The following is a 17,250-nucleotide window of genomic DNA, read 5'->3' on the forward strand; positions in this document are numbered from 1 at the left end:
GTGGGGACCGGTCGTCACGGCGGTGGCCACGCGCGCAGGGCGACGTCCACCGCGTCCAGGACCCGCGCCCAGGACGCGTCGGACCCGGGGTCGCTGTGGTCGAAGCCGCCCGCTGCCTCCAGCCGGACGTAGCCGTTCACCACGCTGCCGATCAGGCGGACCGCGTGGGTCTGGTCGTCACCATGCAGGTGGTAGCCGCGCAGGACGGCCCGCATCATCTCGGCATGCCGGACGCCGGCACTGGCGCGCGCGGTGTCCGCGTCCAGGCGGAGCTGCGTGGCGTCGAACCGGCCCGGGTGCTCACGGGCGTAGTCCCGGTAGGCGTCGGAGAAGGCGACCAGCGCGTCCTTGCCGGCGCGTCCGGCGACGGCAGCGGCCACCCGGTCGGCGAGCTCCTCCAGCGCCAGGAGCGCGATCCTGGTGCGAAGGTCCGCCGAGCCGCCCAGGTGCGAGTACAGGCTCGCCACCTTGACGTCGAAGCGCCGTGCGAGCTCGGTGACGGTGACGTGGTCGAACCCCAGCTCGTCAGCCAGCTCGGCACCGGCCCGGGTGAGCCGGGCCGTGGTCAGTCCCGCGCGCGCCATGCCGACCTCCGTTTCCTACGGTCATCATGGCAGTGCCTAAGGTGCTTAGGCAAGCAGGCATCGCCCTTCTGTACCTGGACGACGCCGAGGCTCCGACCACCGATCCGAGCGGCGTGGGCGCTGACCTGCACGGGGACGACGGACTAGGGTCGGGAGCAGCCGTCTCGCCGTCGAGGTGGCCGTCTCGCACAGGAGCCCGACATGCCGGAGTTCGCCACACCCAGCCTGGTCGACGTCGACCCGACCACCAGCATCAGCACGCTGCTCGCGGAGCGCGTCGCGCGGTCCCCGGAGGGCACCCTCGTCGAGCGGCAGTCCCCGCTGGGCGGCGGGTGGACCGCGGTGTCGGCCCGGGCGTTCGCGGACGAGGTGCACGCCCTGGCCAAGGGACTGGTGGCCGGCGGCGTCGAGCCCGGCGACCGGGTCGCGATCATGTCGCGCACCCGCTACGAGTGGACCCTCGTGGACTTCGCCGTGTGGGCCGCCGGCGCGGTCGGCGTCCCGGTCTACGAGACGTCGTCGGCGGACCAGGTGCACTGGATCCTCTCCGACTCCGACGTCCGGCTCGCCGTGGTGGAGACCCCGGCCCACGCGGCGCTGGTCGACGGGGTCCGTGCGGACCTGCCCCACCTGGAGGGCGTGGTCGTCATCGACGACGGCGGCCTGGCGGAGCTCGTGCGGACCGGCGCGGACGTCGCGGACCTCGAGGTCGAGCGGCGCACGGGCCTGGCGGGCGCCGACGACCTCGCGACGATCATCTACACGTCCGGCACCACGGGCCGCCCCAAGGGCGTCGAGCTGACCCACCGCAACTTCGTGCACCTCGCCCTCAACGGAGCCATCGCGTTCCGGGACGTCTGCGCGCAGCCGGGGTCCCGCACGCTGCTGTTCATGCCGTTGGCGCACGTGTTCGCCCGGTTCATCCAGGTGCTGTGCATCCCCTCGGGCGCCGTCATCGGGCACACCCCCGACCCCAAGCAGCTGCTGCCGGCGCTGGCCTCGTTCCGCCCGACGTTCATCCTCGCCGTGCCCCGGGTGTTCGAGAAGGTCTACAACTCCTCGGAGCAGAAGGCCGGCACGGGCGCCAAGCAGAAGATCTTCCGCTGGGCGGCCAACACCTCGATCGCGTTCTCCCGTGCGCTCGAGACGCCGAGCGGCCCCTCCCCCGCGCTGAAGGCGCAGCACGCGCTCGCCGGCCGGCTCGTCTACGCCAAGCTGCGGGCTGCGCTGGGTGGCCGGGCGGAGTGGGCCATCTCCGGCGGTGCGCCGCTCGGGGAACGGCTCGGCCACTTCTACCGCGGCATCGGCCTGCACGTGCTGGAGGGCTACGGCCTGACCGAGACCACGGCACCGACCGCCGTCAGCCGTCCGGACGCGCTGCGGATCGGGACCGTCGGTCCCCCGTTCCCCGGCACCTCCATCCGGATCGCCGACGACGGCGAGATCTGGGTGGCGGGCCCGCACGTCTTCCGCGCGTACCACGACAACCCCGCGGCGACAGCGGAGGCCCTCGTGGACGGCTGGTTCCGCACCGGCGACCTGGGTCGCATGGACGACGACGGCTACCTCCGGATCACCGGCCGGTCCAAGGAGATCATCGTGACCGCCGGGGGCAAGAACGTGGCCCCCGCGGTGCTCGAGGACCGGCTGCGCGGGCACCCGCTGGTGTCCCAGTGCGTGGTCGTGGGCGACGGGCGGCCGTTCATCGGCGCGCTGGTGACGCTCGACGCCGACATGCTCCCGGGGTGGCTGTCGTCCCACGGGCTGGAGCCCATGGACGTGGCGACAGCGGCCCGGCACCCGGAGGTCGTCGCGGCCCTGGACCGCGCCGCCGAGCGGGCGAACGAGGCGGTCTCGCGGGCGGAGTCCATCCGCAAGGTCTCCGTCCTGACGACCGACTTCACCGAGCAGAACGGGTACCTGACGCCGTCGATGAAGGTGAAGCGCGCCCAGGTGCTGGCCGACTTCGCCGCGCAGATCGACGCCATCTACGCCGAGCCGCGGACGCCGGCGCGGGACCACAGCTGAGGTCCGCCGGCCGGGCGGCAGCGCGACATCGGGGGACGTCCCGCGGTGGTCCGCGGCCGGTCGGACCCGCTGCCGCGCGTACCCGCTGTGGCCCGGACCCGCGTCCGGGTCAGACCTGCGTGCTCGCGATCTCCTCGTGGTGCCGGATGACCTCGCCGACGATGAAGCCGAGGAACTTCTCCGCGAACACCGGGTCGAGCCCCGCCTCGGCCGCGAGCCGGCGCAGCCGGTCGATCTGCTGCGCCTCACGGGCCGGGTCCGACGGGGGCAGGCCGCGGTCGGCCTTGAGGTGACCGACACGCTGGGTGCACTTGAAGCGCTCCGCGAGCAGGTGCACGAGCGCGGCGTCGATGTTGTCGATGCTCTGCCGGATCGAGAGCAGCTCGGCCGGCACGGGCGCCTGAGGCGCCGCGGACACGGGCGACCCGGGTCGGGCTGCCGTCGTCACCGGGTCAGGCACTCTTCTCGCGCGGCGGGCGCTTGGACGACGGCGGCGCCTCGCGCGGCACCAGCGTCGGGTTGACGTTCTCCAGCACGACCGCGCGGTTGATGACCACCCGGGCGACGTCGTCGCGGCTGGGGACCTCGAACATCACCTGCTGGAGGACCTCCTCCATGATCGCCCGCAGCCCGCGTGCCCCGGTCCCCCGCAGCAGCGCCTGGTCGGCGATGGCCTCCACGGCGTCGTCGGTGAACTCCAGCTCGACGCCGTCGATCTGGAACATCCGCTGGTACTGCTTGACGAGCGCGTTGCGCGGCTCGGTGAGGATCCGCACCAGGGCGGACTGGTCCAGCGGCGAGACCGTGGTGATGACCGGGACGCGGCCGATGAACTCGGGGATCAGCCCGAACTTGAGCAGGTCCTCGGGCATGACCTCGCCGTAGACGTCGATGTCGTCGGCGGTGTGGAGCGGCGCGCCGAACCCGATGCCGCGGCGACCGGCGCGCGAGGTGATGATCTCGTCGAGGCCCGCGAACGCGCCCGCCACGATGAACAGCACGTTCGTCGTGTCGATTTGGATGAACTCCTGGTGCGGGTGCTTGCGCCCGCCCTGCGGCGGCACGGACGCGGTGGTGCCCTCGAGGATCTTCAGCAGCGCCTGCTGGACGCCCTCGCCGGAGACGTCGCGCGTGATCGACGGGTTCTCGCTCTTGCGCGCGATCTTGTCGACCTCGTCGATGTAGATGATGCCCGTCTCGGCCTTCTTGACGTCGTAGTCAGCGGCCTGGATGAGCTTGAGGAGGATGTTCTCGACGTCCTCGCCGACGTACCCGGCCTCGGTCAGCGCGGTGGCGTCCGCGATGGCGAACGGCACGTTGAGCATCTTGGCGAGCGTCTGGGCCAGGTACGTCTTGCCGCAGCCGGTGGGGCCGATCAGCAGGATGTTGGACTTGGCGATCTCGACACCGTCGGTGTCCGAGCCGGGCAGGCGCCCCGCCTCACCGGCCTGGATGCGCTTGTAGTGGTTGTAGACGGCGACAGCGAGCGACCGCTTGGCGGGCTCCTGGCCGATGATGTACTGCTCGAGGAAGTCGAAGATCTCCTTCGGCTTGGGCAGCTCGACCATGGAGACCTCGGTGGCCTCGGCGAGCTCTTCCTCGATGATCTCGTTGCACAGGTCGATGCACTCGTCGCAGATGTACACACCTGGCCCTGCGATGAGCTTCTTGACCTGCTTCTGGGACTTGCCGCAGAAGGAGCACTTGAGCAGGTCGGCCCCGTCCCCGATGCGAGCCACGCCTGTCCCCTCTCCTCGGTTCGCCCGCCAGCCGGCGGACGGGTACTCCCGTGCGGTCCGGCCGTCAGGCCCGAGCCGCACCTTCCATTGCACACCACGTGCGCCGCCGTGTCAGCAACAACACTCCGGCGCCTCCCCGGCCGGCCCGATCGCCGGGCCGGCCGGTGGAGCGGACGCCCGGTCAGGCGGGGACGGTCACCACGGTCGCGGCCTTGCGGCTCTCGAGCACCTGGTCGACCAGGCCGTACTCGAGCGCCTGCTGGGCCGTCAGGATCTTGTCGCGCTCGATGTCGCTGCGGACCTGGTCCACCGTGCGACCGCTGTGGTGGGCGAGGGTCGCCTCGAGCCACTCGCGCATGCGGATCAGCTCGTTGGCGTGGATCTCGATGTCGGACGCCTGGGCGTAGCCGCCACCCTCCATCGCCGGCTGGTGGATGAGCACGCGGGCGTTCGGCAGCGCCAGGCGCTTGCCCGGCGTCCCGGCACCCAGCAGCACGGCCGCCGCGGAGGCGGCCTGACCCAGGCAGACGGTCTGGATCTGCGGCTTGATGTACTGCATCGTGTCGTAGATCGCCGTCATGGCCGTGAACGAGCCACCGGGCGAGTTGATGTACAGGATGATGTCGCGCTCGGGGTCCGTGCTCTCCAGCACGAGCAGCTGCGCCATGATGTCGTCCGCGGACGCGTCGTCGACCTGCACGCCGAGGAAGATGATGCGGTCCTCGAAGAGCTTGGTGTACGGGTCCTGGCGCTTGAAACCGTAGGCCGTGCGCTCCTCGAACTGCGGCAGGACGTAGCGTCCCGACGGTGCGCCGTACGGCAGCGCGCGGCCGCCGGCGAGGCGGCCCGCCGCGGAGATGAACTGGGACTCGGTGCTCACGAATTCTCCCTGGTCTGGATGGCTGTGGCCGGGCGTCGGGTCAGGAGGCGGTCGTGCCGCCGCCGCCGGCGACCGAGCCGGCGTGGGCCACGACGTGGTCGACGAACCCGTACTCCAGCGCCTCCGGCGCCGTGAACCAGCGGTCACGGTCGGAGTCGGCGTGGATCTGCTCGACGGACTTGCCGGTCTGGTCGGCGATCAGCTCGGCCAGGACGGACTTCATGTGCATGATCAGCTGCGCGTTGATGCGCACGTCGGTCGCCGTGCCGCCAATGCCGCCGGAGGGCTGGTGCATCATCACGCGGGCGTGCGGGGTCGCGTAGCGCTTGCCCTTGGTGCCCGAGGAGAGCAGGAATTGCCCCATCGAGGCCGCCATGCCCATCGCGACCGTGGCGACGTCGGGCTGGATGAACTTCATCGTGTCGTAGATCGCCATGCCGGCGGTGATCGAGCCGCCGGGCGAGTTGATGTACAGGAAGATGTCCTTGTTCGGGTCCTCGGCCGCCAGCAGCATCATCTGGGCGCAGATCGCGTTCGCGTTCTCGTCGCGGACCTCCGAGCCCAGCCAGATGATCCGCTCGCGCAGCAGCCGGTTGTAGATGGAGTCGTTGAGTCCCAGACCGACACCGTCGGCCCGTCCGATCATCGGCATCTGCTCGTTCACCACAGCTCCCTCGTCTCCACTGCTGTCACTGCTGGGCCGCTGCTCGCGACCCCGGCTCCCTGCCTCGTGCAGCGACCCTAACCCGGGCCACTGACGCTCCCGTCCGGCGCGCAGCCGTTTTCGCTGTTGGCGCACGGGGGCCCGTCAGGCCTGTCCACAGGGGTGCCGGACGCCGGCGCGGCGAGCTCCGGGGTGACCCCCGTGCGGCCGAGGGCCCCGTACCGCACGGGCGGTACGGGGCCCTCGGCCGGCGTGCTGGTGGTGCGTCAGGCCTTCGCGGCGGCGTCCGTGCCGGCGTCCTCGACGACGACGTCCTCGGCGGCGTCGTCGTCCGCGACGACCTCGTCCTCGACGTCGTCGGCGTCGGCGTCCTGCACGGCGTCGTCCTCGTCCGAGCCGATGAACTCGCTCAGGTCGACCGCGTTGCCCTGCCCGTCGGTGACGGCCACCTGGCGCAGCGCGAGCGCCAGCGCCTTGGAGCGAGCGACCTCGGCGACCATGGCCGGGACCTGGCCCTGCTCGTCCACCGTCTTGATGAACGTGTTGGGGTCCATGCCGTACTGACGGGAGGCGCTGACCAGGTACTCCAGCAGCTCGTTCTGGTCGACCCGGACCTCGAGCTTCTCGGCGAGGGTGTCGAGCAGGATCTGGTTCCGCAGCGCGGTCTGCGCCTGCTCGGTGACCTCGGCGCGGTGCTCGTCGTCCTCCAGGCGCCCCTCGGACTCCAGGTGACGGTGCACCTCGGCCTCGACGACGCCCGCCGGGACGGGGATCTCGACGGCGGCGAGGAGCTTCTCCAGCAGACCGTCGCGGGCCTGGACGGCCTGGTTGGACGTCTTGGACCCGGCGGCCTGCTCGCGCAGGTCCGCGGTGAGCTCGTCCAGGGTGTCGAACTCGCTCGCGAGCTGGGCGAAGTCGTCGTCGGCGGCGGGCAGGTCCCGCTGCTTGACCGTGGTGGCCGTGACGCTGATGTCGGCCTGCTCGCCCTCGTGCTCCCCGCCGGCCAGCGGCGCGGTGAAGGTGGTGGTCTCGCCGGCCGACAGGCCGGTCAGCGCCTCGTCCAGGCCCTCGAGCATGTTGCCCGAGCCGATCTGGTAGCTGACGCCGCTGACCGAGTCGACCTGCTCGCCGTCGACCGTGGCGGTCAGGTCCAGGACGACGAAGTCGCCCTCCTCCGCCGGGCGGTCCACGCCGACCAGGGTGCCGAAGCGCTCGCGCAGCGCGTCCAGGCGACCCTGCACGTCCTCGTCGCTGACCTCGACGTCGTCGACCGTGACCGACAGGGTGTCCAGCGCGGGGATCTCGACCTCGGGCCGGACCTCGACCTCGGCGGTGAAGTGAAGCGACGTCGTGGTGTCCGTCAGGTCGGGGACCTGGGTGATCTCGATGTCGGGCTGACCCAGCGGGCGCAGCGCGTTCTCGCGCACCGCGTCGCTGTAGAAGCTCTGCATGCCGTCGTTGATCGCGTGCTCCAGGACGGCGCCGCGGCCCACGCGCTGGTCGATGATGCGCGGGGGGACCTTGCCCTTGCGGAACCCGGGGACGGTGACCTGGCTGCCGATGTGCTGGTAGGCGTGGTCGATGCTCGGCTTGAGCTCGTCGTACGTCACCTCGACGGTCAGCTTGACCTTGGTGGGGTCCACGGTCTCGACGGCGCTCTTCACTTCAGTGGTCTCCAACTGCTCGGGTGGGTGAGCCGGGGTGCCGGCCGCAGGTAGGCATCGGTGTGGCGTGGCGGCGCCCAGGGGGACCTGTCGCCGCGCCGAGGGCGTGCACGCAGCTGCGCGCGCGTACGGGCGTGGCTGACCGCTGCACAACGGCGTCGATGGTACGCCACCCCCCGGCAGGGCCGCCAAGATCGCGGGCCGTGCAGCCGGGCCTGTGCCGGGCGAGCCGTGACCGGGCCTAGGTCGACGAGGTCCCGCCGGTCCGACGGACCCCGCGGGCCGGGACGGCGGTGAGCGGGTCCTGCGGCCAGGAGTGCTTCGGGTAGCGGCCGCGCAGCTCGGCGCGGACCTGCGGGTAGCCCGTCGTCCAGAACGACTCCAGGTCCGCGGTCACCGCCGCCGGGCGTCCGGCCGGGGAGAGCAGGTGGAGCAGGACCGGGACGCGCCCGTCCGCCACGCGCGGCGTGCGCCGCCAGCCGAACACCTCCTGCAGGCGCACGGCCAGGACCGGCTGGTCCGGCTCGTAGTCGAGGCGGATGCTGCTGCCGCTGGGGACGGTCACCCGCTCCGGTGCCAGCTCGTCCAGGCGGGCCGCGGCCGGCCACGGGAGCAGCCGCCGCAGCCCCGCGACCACGTCGACGCGCGCGAGGTCGGCGGACCGGCGGATCCGGGCGAGGTCCGGGCCGAGCCACAGGTCGAGGCCGGCGAGGAGGGCGTCGTCCCCGACGTCCGGCCACGGCCCCCCCAGCACCCGGTGCAGCAGGTCCAGCCGCCGGCGCAGCGCGACCGCGGACGCCGTCCAGGGCAGCGCCGCCAGACCGTCCTGGGCGAGCCCCTGCCGGACCGCGTCCACCACGAGGTGCGCCGGCGGTCGGGCGACGGTCTCCGCGGCGAGCTCGATCGCGCCGAGGGAGGTGGTCCGGCGCGCCTCGACGCGCCCGTCGACCCAGGTCACGGTGCTCCGCTCGCGCAGGAGCGACGGTGCGGCGTCGCGTGCGAGCGCCTCGTCCAGCGGCGCGGCGGACCGGATGGTGGCGTCGCTGCGGCCGGCGCCGCGGTCGGCGTCCGCCACGGCGACCCACGGCAGCCCGGCCAGCGCGGCCTCGCCAGGGGCGAACGCAGCCCCCGTGCCGGACGTCATGAGGTAGGTCGTGCCGCCGGGGCGGCGACGTGCGATGCGCTCCGGGTGCGCGAGCGCCACGACGAGGCCGACGGCGAGGTCGTCGGTGAGGCGGCCGCCGGGGTCCGCGCCGGGGTGGCGGTGGGCGGCGGGGTGGCGGTGCTCGGCGGCCGCGGGTGCCGTCGTCGTGGTGGGCAGGGCGTCCAGCAGCCGGCCGGCGGTGCGGGACCACTCCCGCGCCTCCTCGCCGCCCCGACGCAGGCCGCGCAGCGCCGCCACCAGGTCCCCGCCCGGCGCCCGGACGTCCGCGTCGAGCATCGCGACCACCTCGGCCGCGCGGCGGGCGCCCACCAGGGGCGCCCCGTCCACCAGCGCCCGGGCCAGGTGCGGGTCCGCCCCGATCCCCGCCATCACGCGTCCGCGGGCGGTGACGGACCCCGACTCGTCGACGGCGGCGAGGGCGCGCAGCGTCGTGCGTGCCGCGGTCATCGCCGGCGCGGGCGGCGGCTCGAGCAGTGCCAGGTCGGCGCCGTCCGGACTGCCCCAGCAGGCCAGCTCGAGCGCGAAGGCGGTCAGGTCGGCGGTCGCGATCTCGGGCAGGGGGTGCGGGGACAGCCGGGCGTGGTCGGACTCGGACCAGCACCGGTACACCGTCCCGGGCGCCTCCCGTCCGGCGCGCCCGGCCCGTTGCACGGCCCCGGACCGGCTGACCCGCACGGTGACCAGGCCGGCCAGCCCGCGGCGGTGGTCGGTGCGCGGCTCGCGGGCCAGGCCCGCGTCCACGACGGCGCGCACGCCCGGCACGGTGAGGGAGGACTCGGCCACCGAGGTCGAGACCACCACGCGGCGGCGCGGGCCGGCGGTCAGCGCGAGGTCCTGCTCGCGGTGGCTCAGGCGCCCGTGCAGCGGACGGACGTCGGCGTCCACCCCGGCCAGCCGCCGCACCAGGCCGGTGACCTCGCCGGCACCGGGGACGAACACCAGGACGTCCCCGGCGGCGTCGTCCAGCGCCCGCCGCACGCAGGCGGCGACGTGGTCGAGGAACGCCGGCGTGACGCCGCGCGGGTCGAGCGGCTGCACGCCGCGAGGCGCCGGGCACCACACCTCATGCACGGGGTGCAGCGCCCCGGGGACCGACACGACGGGCGACGGCGCGGCGCCCCCGAGCACGGCAGCGGTCCGCTCCGCCTGCACGGTGGCCGACATCGCGACGACCCGCAGGTCCTCGCGCAGGTTCGCCCGCACGTCCACCAGGAGCGCCAGCGTCAAGTCCGCGTCGAGGTGCCGCTCGTGCACCTCGTCGAGCACGACGGCGTCCGTCCCCCGCAGCTCGGCGTCGCGCTGCAGCCGGCGCAGCAGGACGCCGGTGGTGACCATCTCCACCCGCGTGCCCGCGCTCAGTCGCTGCTCGCCGCGGACCGTGTACCCGACCGTCCGGCCGACCGGCTCCCCGAGCAGGTGCGCGAGCCGGGCGGCTGCGGCGCGCGCGGCGATCCGGCGGGGCTGGGTGACCACCACCCGGCCGCCGACGTCGGCCGCGAGCGCGGGCGGGACCAGCGTCGTCTTGCCGGTCCCGGGCGGCGCCAGCAGGACCGCGGTGCCGTGGTCGCGGACCGCGTCGGTCACCGCGGCCAGGCCCGCGGCGACCGGCAGGTCCGGCGGGTGGGCGAGCAGCCGCTCGAGCGGGTCGGGCACCGGAGCAGTGTGCCGTGCGGTGTCGGGCTGGCGGGATTCGAACCCGCGACCTCTCGGTCCCAAACCGAGCGCGCTACCAACCTGCGCCACAGCCCGTGGCGGCGCCGAGTCTAGTGGCCGGGCCCTCCGCCGGCGGCGCGCGGCCCGCTCGCACAGCGGGGGGCGATACGGTCGTCCCCGTAGCGCCGGGGAACCAGTCGCGTCATCCGGACGTTCCCTGCACCGACCGTCGCCCGCGCGCGACCCGGCCACAGCCCGAGGAGCACCACCGACATGGCCAACCGCAAGGCCGAGCTCGCCGAGCGCCAGGCACGCCTGGCCGCCATCCAGGCCGCCCAGAGGAAGAGCGAGCGCAAGCGCACGACGATCATCGCTGCCGCCGTCGGCGCCCTCATCGTGCTGCTGGTCGGCGCGACCATCTACTTCCTCGTCCAGCAGAACCGGGTCAACGCCGAGCTGCGCGAGGCTGCGGAGGCGCCGATCGACGGCGTGGAGGAGTTCGCCGACCAGACGCAGAACCACGTCGAGGGCGATGTGGAGTACGCGCAGAACCCGCCCGTGGGTGGGGACCACAACGCGGTGTGGCAGAACTGCGGCGTGTACGCGGAGCCGGTCACCGAGGAGAACGCCGTCCACTCCATGGAGCACGGCGCCGTGTGGATCACCTACGACCCCGAGCTCCCGGCCGACCAGCTCGAGGAGCTAACGACGCGCGCCGCGAACAACAACTTCATCCTGCTCAGCCCACGGGCCGACCTGCCGTCGCCGGTGGTCCTCAGCGCGTGGGGCGTCCAGCTGCAGCTCCAGGAGGCGTCCGACCCGCGCGCCGGCGTCTTCCTGGAGAAGTACGTGCGCGGCGAGCAGACCCCGGAGCCCGGTGCTCCCTGCTCGGGCGGGACCGGGACGCCCGAGTGACGCGTCGCGTCACCGTCGTCGTCGCCCTCCTCGTCGCGGTGGCTCTGGCGGTCGGCGTGCTGCTCGGCTCGGTCCTCGTGCGGCAGTCGCCCTACGCGGTCCCGGCGGACACCTCGGTCGACGCCGGCTTCGCCCGCGACATGCAGGCGCACCACGGCCAGGCCGTCGAGCTCTCCCGGCTGGTGCGGGACCGCACCGACGACGAGGCGGTCCGCCAGCTGGCGCTGGACATCATGCTCACGCAGGACAACCAGGCGGGGCAGATGGCCGGGTGGCTCGAGACGTGGGGCCTGCCGCAGACGTCCGACCAGCCGCCGATGACCTGGGCGGGCACGGAGCACCAGCACGCGGCCGCGGCGTCCGGCGACGCCGCGCAGGGCCTTGCCTCCATGCCGGGCTGGGTGAGCAGCGCGGACCTCGCCCGGCTGGACGCCGCCCGGGGGGTCGACGCCGAGCGCCTGTTCCTCGAGCTGATGATCCCGCACCACCAGGGCGGGGTGAAGATGGCGCAGATCGCGGTCGACGCGGCGCAGGGTGACCAGGTCCGGGCGCTCGCCCGCTCGATCGTGAGGTCCCAGCAGGCCGAGATCACCGTGCTCGAGGACATGCTCGCCGACCGCGGTGGGCCGCTGTCCTGAGGAGGGTGCCGGACCGGCTACCCTGGTGCGCTGTCCGGCGCTCCAGGCTGCCGGTCACGCGGGTGTAGCTCAATGGTAGAGCCCCAGTCTTCCAAACTGGCTACGCGAGTTCGATTCTCGTCACCCGCTCCACCACGAAAGCCCCCACGCCACCTGCACCAAGGGCGTGGGGGTTTCTCGTGCCAATCTCAGTCACCCGGCGTCCGTGCCCTCCACGTGCTCTATCTCGCGGCAGGCTCCCGATCACGCGGTCCCCGAGCGGCAGGTCCATGGAGTCCGCGATACGCCGGTCCCGGTCGTGCGTCCGGTGCTTATAGATGAGCGCGGCCAGCATGCTGACGTGCCCCATGCGGCCCATCAGCTCGCGAGTCGTCGCGCCCGAGAGCCCCGCCAGATGGTTCCCGGCATGCCGCAGGTCGTGCAGATGCACGCCGCTGACCCCGGCGGCGACGAGGGCTTGTGCCCACACCGGGCGGAAGGTCGACCGGTACGGCGTCGCTCCCTTCGCCCTGACGAAGACACGGCCGTGCTGACCCGGTTCGGCGTAGGTCGCCACGTGCGGGCGCTGCTCGGCAAGGCGGGGCAGACGTCGTCATCGGCACCATGGCGATCCCCGTACCCTCGCTGCACTGAGGCGGCCGCAAACCTGCGCCCTCCGCCGACGCTGCGGCATGACCGTGCAGCGCTGAGGCGGTGGCGTCACAGGCGCAGCAGCCCGGCCTGTGTCGGCGTGAAGCCGCAGGCGTCGCGGTAGAAGGCGTCGAGGTGCGGTTCGTAGTCGACATGCAGCCACTGGCACCCGGCTGCCCGCGCCTGCTTGAGTGCCGTGCTCACCAGCTGCCGCCCGATGCCCAGGTGGCGGTGCGAAACGGCCGTGGCGGTGTCCAGCAGGATCGCGTGCACACCGCCGTCACCGACGACGTTGACGAACCCCACAAGACGCCCGGCGCCGATGAAGTCGTGCGCTGCGCGGTCCCTGGCGCACACCCACCCCAGGCTGTAGCGCTCCAAGCGTTGGCCCCACGCCGTCTGCTGCGCCGAATGCCCGAAAGCTTCGGCGTGCAGGTGCTCCAGCTCCGTGTCCTCGACGCTACCGCGCCAGTGGTACTCGATTGCCATGACCCGACCGTAGGACTCCGCGAAGAGCGCAATGGCATGGCTGGGCGTGCATCCGGACATCGGCGACCGCGAGCCCTTCGGCCACCGGGCCCGCGCGGAGAGCTGGCGACCGCGTTGCGGCTATGAGCGTGCGCCGGTCAGGCTCCGGCGACCAGGCTGGGACTACAGCGGGAAGAACTGGTCACAGTCGAAGACGACGTCGAGATGCACGCTCCCGCTGCGCGTCCGTCCAGCGCTCGGCGGCATGAGCGGGTACGGCGTGGCCCGTCACCGTTCCATGGCCCGCTTGCGCGACATCGTCTTCGACTGCCGGCGCCCCGGCTCCCGTGGCGCAATCCTTCGCGCAGGCGCTCGAGGGCTACCGAGTCGCACGCTACGACGACGAGGAGCTGCGTCGCCTCGCGCAGTTGGGAATCGACGACCCCGAAGACGACCCCACGCGTCCAACGTCGGCGGTGCAGTGGGGTTGCAGTGCTGAGGTCGGGTCGTGGCGTCGATGTCGTCGGCCATGCTGTTCGCATGGAGTACGTGTCGAGGGCGCCGCGGCCGCCACTCGACGGCCTGGTCCACGACGTCTACTACTTGGCGGGCACGCCGCCGTACCGCTGGCTGACGCTGCCGGCGGCACCGGCGCCGCTCCTCATCGTCAATCTCGGGGCGCCTTTCCACATCCGCACGGGGAGCGACAGCGCGGAGGCCGAGTACGCCGACGGCTGCGTGGTCAGTACGCCCACCCGTGCGTGGGAGTTCGGCTACCCGGTGTCGAGCCGATCGGTTGGCGTGCACTTGAAACCGTGGGGATTGGCACCGTTCCTGCCGATAGCCGCGGTCGAGCTGTGTGACCGGCCGGCGACGATCGAGCAGGTGTGGGGCCGGCCCGCCATCGCTGAGTTGCGGGGTCGGCTGGCCGCGGTGACCGAACCTGACCTGATGTTGACGCTGCTCGAGGAGGGGCTGCTGCGACAGTTGCGTGCGGTGCACGGTCTGGATCTGGTCCGCCGTGTGAGCACCGCCATCGCGGAGACCGGTGGGACGGTGCCGATCGGAGACCTGATCGCGGCGGGCGGTGTCAGCAGCACGCATCTGGCGCGGTGCTTCAAGCAGGTCATCGGCGTCACGCCGAAGCGGCTGGCCCGGGCGCACCGCTTTTCCACCATGGTGCTCTCGATCGACCCGGCTGCGCCGATCGACTGGGCCGGTCTCGCCGCTCGGGCGGGCTACTTCGACCAGGCGCACTTCACTCACGAGTTCCGGGAGTTCACCGGTTTCACGCCGACCCGGTACGTGGAGGTCCGCAGGCGTTTCCTGCGCGAGCATCCCGGCCACGTGCTCGAGGGCTGGCCGTTGCCGGCCGATTGATTCCTTACAAGAGCGGCCTGCTCATCGCGCCGCAGACTTCAGGGACACATCCCCACCGGAGGAGTCTCATGAGCAAGGTAGTCATGTACGCGTCGGTGTCGGTCGACGGCTTCATCGCAGCCGAGAACGATGACCCCGGGCCGCTGTTCGAGTGGCTGGTCAGCGGTGACATCGCGTTGGACGGCAGCGGCGTGCTGAAGGTGTCGAAAGCCTCCTTCGACTACGTCCGGGCGTACTGGGACGAGATCGCGGTCACCATCGCGGGGCGCCACGTCTTCGACATCACCGACGGCTGGGACGGGACGCCGCCGGCTGGGGTCGACCACGTCGTCGTCGTCAGCCACCGGCCGCCACCCGAGGGCTGGGACCCCGAAGCGCCCTTCCACTTCGTCGACGGCATCGAGGCCGCGATCGCCAAGGCGCGGGATCTCGCGGGCGACCGCACCGTCGAGGTCGCGGCCGGAGACGTCGGCGGCCAGTTCCTCGCCGAGGGCTTCGTCGACGAGGTGCGGATGGACGTCACCCCCGTCGTACTGGGTTCCGGCAAGCGCTTCTTCGGGTCGGTCGACGCGCAGCACCTGTTGGAAGATCCCGACGTGATCATCCAGGGCAACCGAGTGCTTCACCTGCGCTACGGCGTACGCCGCTCAACGAAGTGAGCGCAGAGGTGCGACGCCACCGCGACCTCTGAGGGCGCCCGGCGAAATCGCCGACATGCTCGCCTACGAGCCGGTCGATCACTACGGACTGCAGCTCGGTACGCCCCTCTCGCTCGCCGCCGAGCTCCGTGGTGGGAGGGTTTGGCCACCAGGGCTGAGCCCGGCACACCGTGACAGCGGCATGAGCGGATGGTGCCTCGGCTAGACCCGGTCGAGTGGTTCGAGCGCTTCCTTGCTGTGCACGACCCGTGCTCCCGGCGGCGCCCCCGCGTCTTCCAGACGCCAAATCAGCTCGCCCACGGTCTGCCGCAGCGCCGAGACTTGGTCGGGATTATGGCTGGCGTAAGCGTCCTCGGCCGCGTGCGCCTCAAACTGTTGCAGGTACGCCCGCAGGCCGGATCGCAGCAGCATCAGCTCTGCTCCGGACAGGCTCACTGCGTGCGGCCGGATGACATTCACACGACGACACTACGTCTGGTGGGGCCCCCCTCCGCGGCGCGCGGCCCGCGGCATGAGCGCGCGCCGGTGGCAACCCCTCTGGCGGCAACGGGCTAGATGTCGGCCACGGATGCCGGCTCGTTACGCGTTATCTGCGGAATTCGCGGGATAAGGGTGGTCGGTGAGGAGCTGAGCGAGGTGGGCGGCGTGGGCCGCTACGGTGATGGTGGTACGACCGGTGGTGCCGGGCTTGGGACCGGCGTCGGCGTAGTCGAGGCGTCCCATTGCTTCACCCACCCAGTAGGTGGACCCGGCGGCGGGGATGGTGAACCCGACATCGGCCAGCGCCTGGAATGCCTCGGCGGTAACGTGGTGTGCGCCGTCCTCGTTACCCACTACGGCCAGCACAGCTACCTTGCCGTACGTCAAGAGGCGGCCTTGCTCATCGGTTTCCGATAGTTCTGCGTCCAGGCGTTCCAGCACCATCTTGGCCACGCTGGAGGGCTGGCCCATCCAGATCGGGGTAGCCAGCACGAGGATGTGCGCCGAGAGAAGCTTGTCACGAATTCCGGGCCAGCCGTCTCCGTCCCCTTCGTCGACGGAGACCCCGAAACGCACGTTGTGGTCGACGACGCGCACCATCTCGCCCTCGATACCGCGCACGGCGAGCGCGGCGAGCACCTGTCGGCCAAGGAGTTCGGAACTCGACGGGGCAGGTGAGGGCTTAAGGGTGCAGCACAGCGCCAGGGCGCGCAGATCGCTCAAGCTCGCACCACCTCTCGGGCCTCCTCCGCCCGAGCCCTGAGGGCGTCGTAGGTGAGCCCGGTGACGGTGGCGTAGACGGCCTTGTGCCCGAGGTCGGCTCGCAGTTCGGCGGCGGTCCACCGCCAGGGCAACTCGGCGATGCCCAAAGCCCGGTACAGCGTCGCGTCGCCGGTCCACAGCAACGCGAAGTGCACGGCGCTGGCCGTTGGGCCTCGCAGGCCGGCAGCGTCAAGCACTCCGCGCAGGGCGCCCATCGTGATGCCATGCGCCCAGTGCACCGCCGTGTTCAACGCCTCGGCATCGGCGGTGGAGTCTGGGTCACGCCCGGGCAGCAGGTGGGCGCCCACTTGACCCGGAACCGTGCTGGGTTTGCGTCCTGAGGCCGACATCTCCAGCAACTCAGACGCGGTCATCGCTGCCGTGCCCACCGCGCCCGAGACCAAGCCCCGCGCGATCATCCCGAGGATGCTCATCTTCGAAGGATGGCACTGATGCAGGACCTTGCCCAGGCATCCACCGTGGTCGGCAGGCGCCCGGAACTTGCACGAGCTCGTACGGGCCCAAGCGCGCCTGAGGCATCCGCTCTTCGGCATGAGCGGTAACCCGAGCCAAGAGACTTCGCGGCTCACTCCTCATCACAGCCGTACCCGTAGCGCTCGAAGGCCAGGCCACGATGACTCCGGGCCCGATGGCGCCGATTGCCGCTCGTGCGTGTCGAGCCGCAGCCCTACTCGTGCAATTACCGTGCACCTACGTCGTTTCACGCTCGCGTCCGAGAAGAGCGCCGAGGCGATCCGCGAGCTCGTGCAACCGCTCGTCCGTTGCGCGCTGGTCGATGAGCGCGGCCCGCATGGACGAGTGCCCCATCCTTTGCATGAGCTCTCGCGTCAGCGCGCCGCCGTCCTCGGCCGCGGAGGTGGACTCGGCGCCGGGCTGGCGAAGAGCAGGCGTGGGAGGAACTCCCGGACCACACCGCTTCA

General features: G+C 72.0%; 17 protein-coding genes and 2 tRNA genes. 6 read left to right on the top strand and 13 right to left on the bottom strand.

All coding sequences use genetic code 11. From position 1 onward, the window contains the following. Positions 1 to 14: 14 nt before the first annotated feature. A complete protein-coding gene (locus tag CAE01nite_RS08400; protein ID WP_146902775.1) occupies positions 15 to 584 on the bottom strand; it encodes a TetR/AcrR family transcriptional regulator in 570 nt (189 codons plus the stop codon). Between the two features lie 201 nt (positions 585 to 785). Here CAE01nite_RS08400 and CAE01nite_RS08405 point away from each other — a divergent pair, with 201 nt between their 5' ends. Next, the gene (locus tag CAE01nite_RS08405) at positions 786 to 2,612 is read left to right on the top strand and encodes an AMP-dependent synthetase/ligase (RefSeq protein WP_146902778.1); all 1,827 of its coding nucleotides are present in this window, start codon (positions 786 to 788) and stop codon (positions 2,610 to 2,612) included. A gap of 109 nt (positions 2,613 to 2,721) precedes the next feature. Here CAE01nite_RS08405 and CAE01nite_RS08410 read toward each other — a convergent pair whose 3' ends face one another. The 7 genes from CAE01nite_RS08410 to CAE01nite_RS08440 form a co-directional block, all read right to left on the bottom strand. Then, positions 2,722 to 3,030 (bottom strand): chorismate mutase, encoded by a 309-nt coding sequence (locus CAE01nite_RS08410; RefSeq protein WP_146902780.1) that lies wholly within the window; start codon positions 3,028 to 3,030, stop codon positions 2,722 to 2,724. Positions 3,031 to 3,064: 34 nt separating this feature from the next. Further along, complete coding sequence (gene clpX, locus CAE01nite_RS08415; protein WP_146902783.1) at positions 3,065 to 4,351, bottom strand: ATP-dependent Clp protease ATP-binding subunit ClpX; 1,287 nt, start codon at positions 4,349 to 4,351, stop codon at positions 3,065 to 3,067. A 181-nt stretch (positions 4,352 to 4,532) separates the two neighbouring features. Beyond that, on the bottom strand, positions 4,533 to 5,231 hold the full coding sequence (locus CAE01nite_RS08420; RefSeq protein WP_146902786.1) for an ATP-dependent Clp protease proteolytic subunit: 699 nt from the start codon (positions 5,229 to 5,231) through the stop codon (positions 4,533 to 4,535). Between the two features lie 40 nt (positions 5,232 to 5,271). Further along, positions 5,272 to 5,883, bottom strand: a complete 612-nt coding sequence (locus CAE01nite_RS08425; RefSeq protein ID WP_186816537.1) for an ATP-dependent Clp protease proteolytic subunit — start codon at positions 5,881 to 5,883, stop codon at positions 5,272 to 5,274. 278 nt (positions 5,884 to 6,161) lie between these two features. Beyond that, positions 6,162 to 7,559, bottom strand: coding sequence for a trigger factor (gene tig / locus CAE01nite_RS08430; RefSeq protein WP_146902792.1), 1,398 nt, complete (start codon positions 7,557 to 7,559; stop codon positions 6,162 to 6,164). A 241-nt stretch (positions 7,560 to 7,800) separates the two neighbouring features. After that, positions 7,801 to 10,377, bottom strand: coding sequence for an ATP-dependent helicase HrpB (gene hrpB / locus CAE01nite_RS08435; protein WP_186816474.1), 2,577 nt, complete (start codon positions 10,375 to 10,377; stop codon positions 7,801 to 7,803). 22 nt (positions 10,378 to 10,399) lie between these two features. After that, positions 10,400 to 10,473, bottom strand: a tRNA-Pro gene (locus tag CAE01nite_RS08440). Positions 10,474 to 10,650: 177 nt separating this feature from the next. Here CAE01nite_RS08440 and CAE01nite_RS08445 point away from each other — a divergent pair. The 3 genes from CAE01nite_RS08445 to CAE01nite_RS08455 all read left to right on the top strand — a co-directional run bounded on the left by CAE01nite_RS08445 (position 10,651) and on the right by CAE01nite_RS08455 (position 12,062). Then, positions 10,651 to 11,292 (top strand): DUF3105 domain-containing protein, encoded by a 642-nt coding sequence (locus tag CAE01nite_RS08445; RefSeq protein WP_146902795.1) that lies wholly within the window; start codon positions 10,651 to 10,653, stop codon positions 11,290 to 11,292. Continuing rightward, the gene (locus CAE01nite_RS08450) at positions 11,289 to 11,930 is read left to right on the top strand and encodes a DUF305 domain-containing protein (protein WP_222595859.1); all 642 of its coding nucleotides are present in this window, start codon (positions 11,289 to 11,291) and stop codon (positions 11,928 to 11,930) included. Before CAE01nite_RS08445 ends, CAE01nite_RS08450 begins: the two co-directional genes overlap by 4 nt. A 58-nt stretch (positions 11,931 to 11,988) precedes the next feature. Next, a tRNA-Gly gene (locus CAE01nite_RS08455) sits at positions 11,989 to 12,062 on the top strand. Here the strand turns inward: CAE01nite_RS08455 and CAE01nite_RS08460 are convergent. Together CAE01nite_RS08460 and CAE01nite_RS08465 are read right to left on the bottom strand one after the other, a co-directional pair. Next, complete coding sequence (locus CAE01nite_RS08460; protein ID WP_186816475.1) at positions 12,031 to 12,486, bottom strand: site-specific integrase; 456 nt, start codon at positions 12,484 to 12,486, stop codon at positions 12,031 to 12,033. The genes CAE01nite_RS08455 and CAE01nite_RS08460 overlap by 32 nt on opposite strands. 143 nt (positions 12,487 to 12,629) lie before the next feature. After that, on the bottom strand, positions 12,630 to 13,049 hold the full coding sequence (locus tag CAE01nite_RS08465) for a GNAT family N-acetyltransferase (RefSeq protein ID WP_146902801.1): 420 nt from the start codon (positions 13,047 to 13,049) through the stop codon (positions 12,630 to 12,632). A gap of 519 nt (positions 13,050 to 13,568) precedes the next feature. On the opposite strand from CAE01nite_RS08465, the gene CAE01nite_RS08470 reads away from it, so the two are divergent. Together CAE01nite_RS08470 and CAE01nite_RS08475 are read left to right on the top strand one after the other, a co-directional pair. Then, a complete protein-coding gene (locus CAE01nite_RS08470) occupies positions 13,569 to 14,408 on the top strand; it encodes a helix-turn-helix domain-containing protein (RefSeq protein ID WP_146902803.1) in 840 nt (279 codons plus the stop codon). Positions 14,409 to 14,476: 68 nt separating this feature from the next. Next, positions 14,477 to 15,067: a dihydrofolate reductase family protein gene (locus tag CAE01nite_RS08475; RefSeq protein WP_146902806.1), complete on the top strand. Its 591-nt coding sequence runs from the start codon at positions 14,477 to 14,479 to the stop codon at positions 15,065 to 15,067. A gap of 201 nt (positions 15,068 to 15,268) precedes the next feature. Here the strand turns inward: CAE01nite_RS08475 and CAE01nite_RS08480 are convergent, their stop codons facing one another. From CAE01nite_RS08480 to CAE01nite_RS08490, 3 genes are all read right to left on the bottom strand, one after another. Next, positions 15,269 to 15,526: a hypothetical protein gene (locus CAE01nite_RS08480; RefSeq protein ID WP_146902809.1), complete on the bottom strand. Its 258-nt coding sequence runs from the start codon at positions 15,524 to 15,526 to the stop codon at positions 15,269 to 15,271. Positions 15,527 to 15,646: 120 nt separating this feature from the next. After that, positions 15,647 to 16,270, bottom strand: coding sequence for a flavodoxin family protein (locus tag CAE01nite_RS08485; RefSeq protein WP_146902812.1), 624 nt, complete (start codon positions 16,268 to 16,270; stop codon positions 15,647 to 15,649). Further along, positions 16,267 to 16,743 carry a hypothetical protein gene (locus CAE01nite_RS08490; RefSeq protein ID WP_146902815.1) on the bottom strand — a complete coding sequence of 159 codons (477 nt, stop codon included), beginning with the start codon at positions 16,741 to 16,743 and terminating at the stop codon, positions 16,267 to 16,269. The genes CAE01nite_RS08485 and CAE01nite_RS08490 overlap by 4 nt, the downstream gene beginning before the upstream one ends. Positions 16,744 to 17,250 lie beyond the last annotated feature (507 nt).

Origin of the sequence: Cellulomonas aerilata (genome assembly GCF_007991755.1) — a bacterium.
GTDB classification, from domain to species: domain Bacteria; phylum Actinomycetota; class Actinomycetes; order Actinomycetales; family Cellulomonadaceae; genus Pengzhenrongella; species Pengzhenrongella aerilata.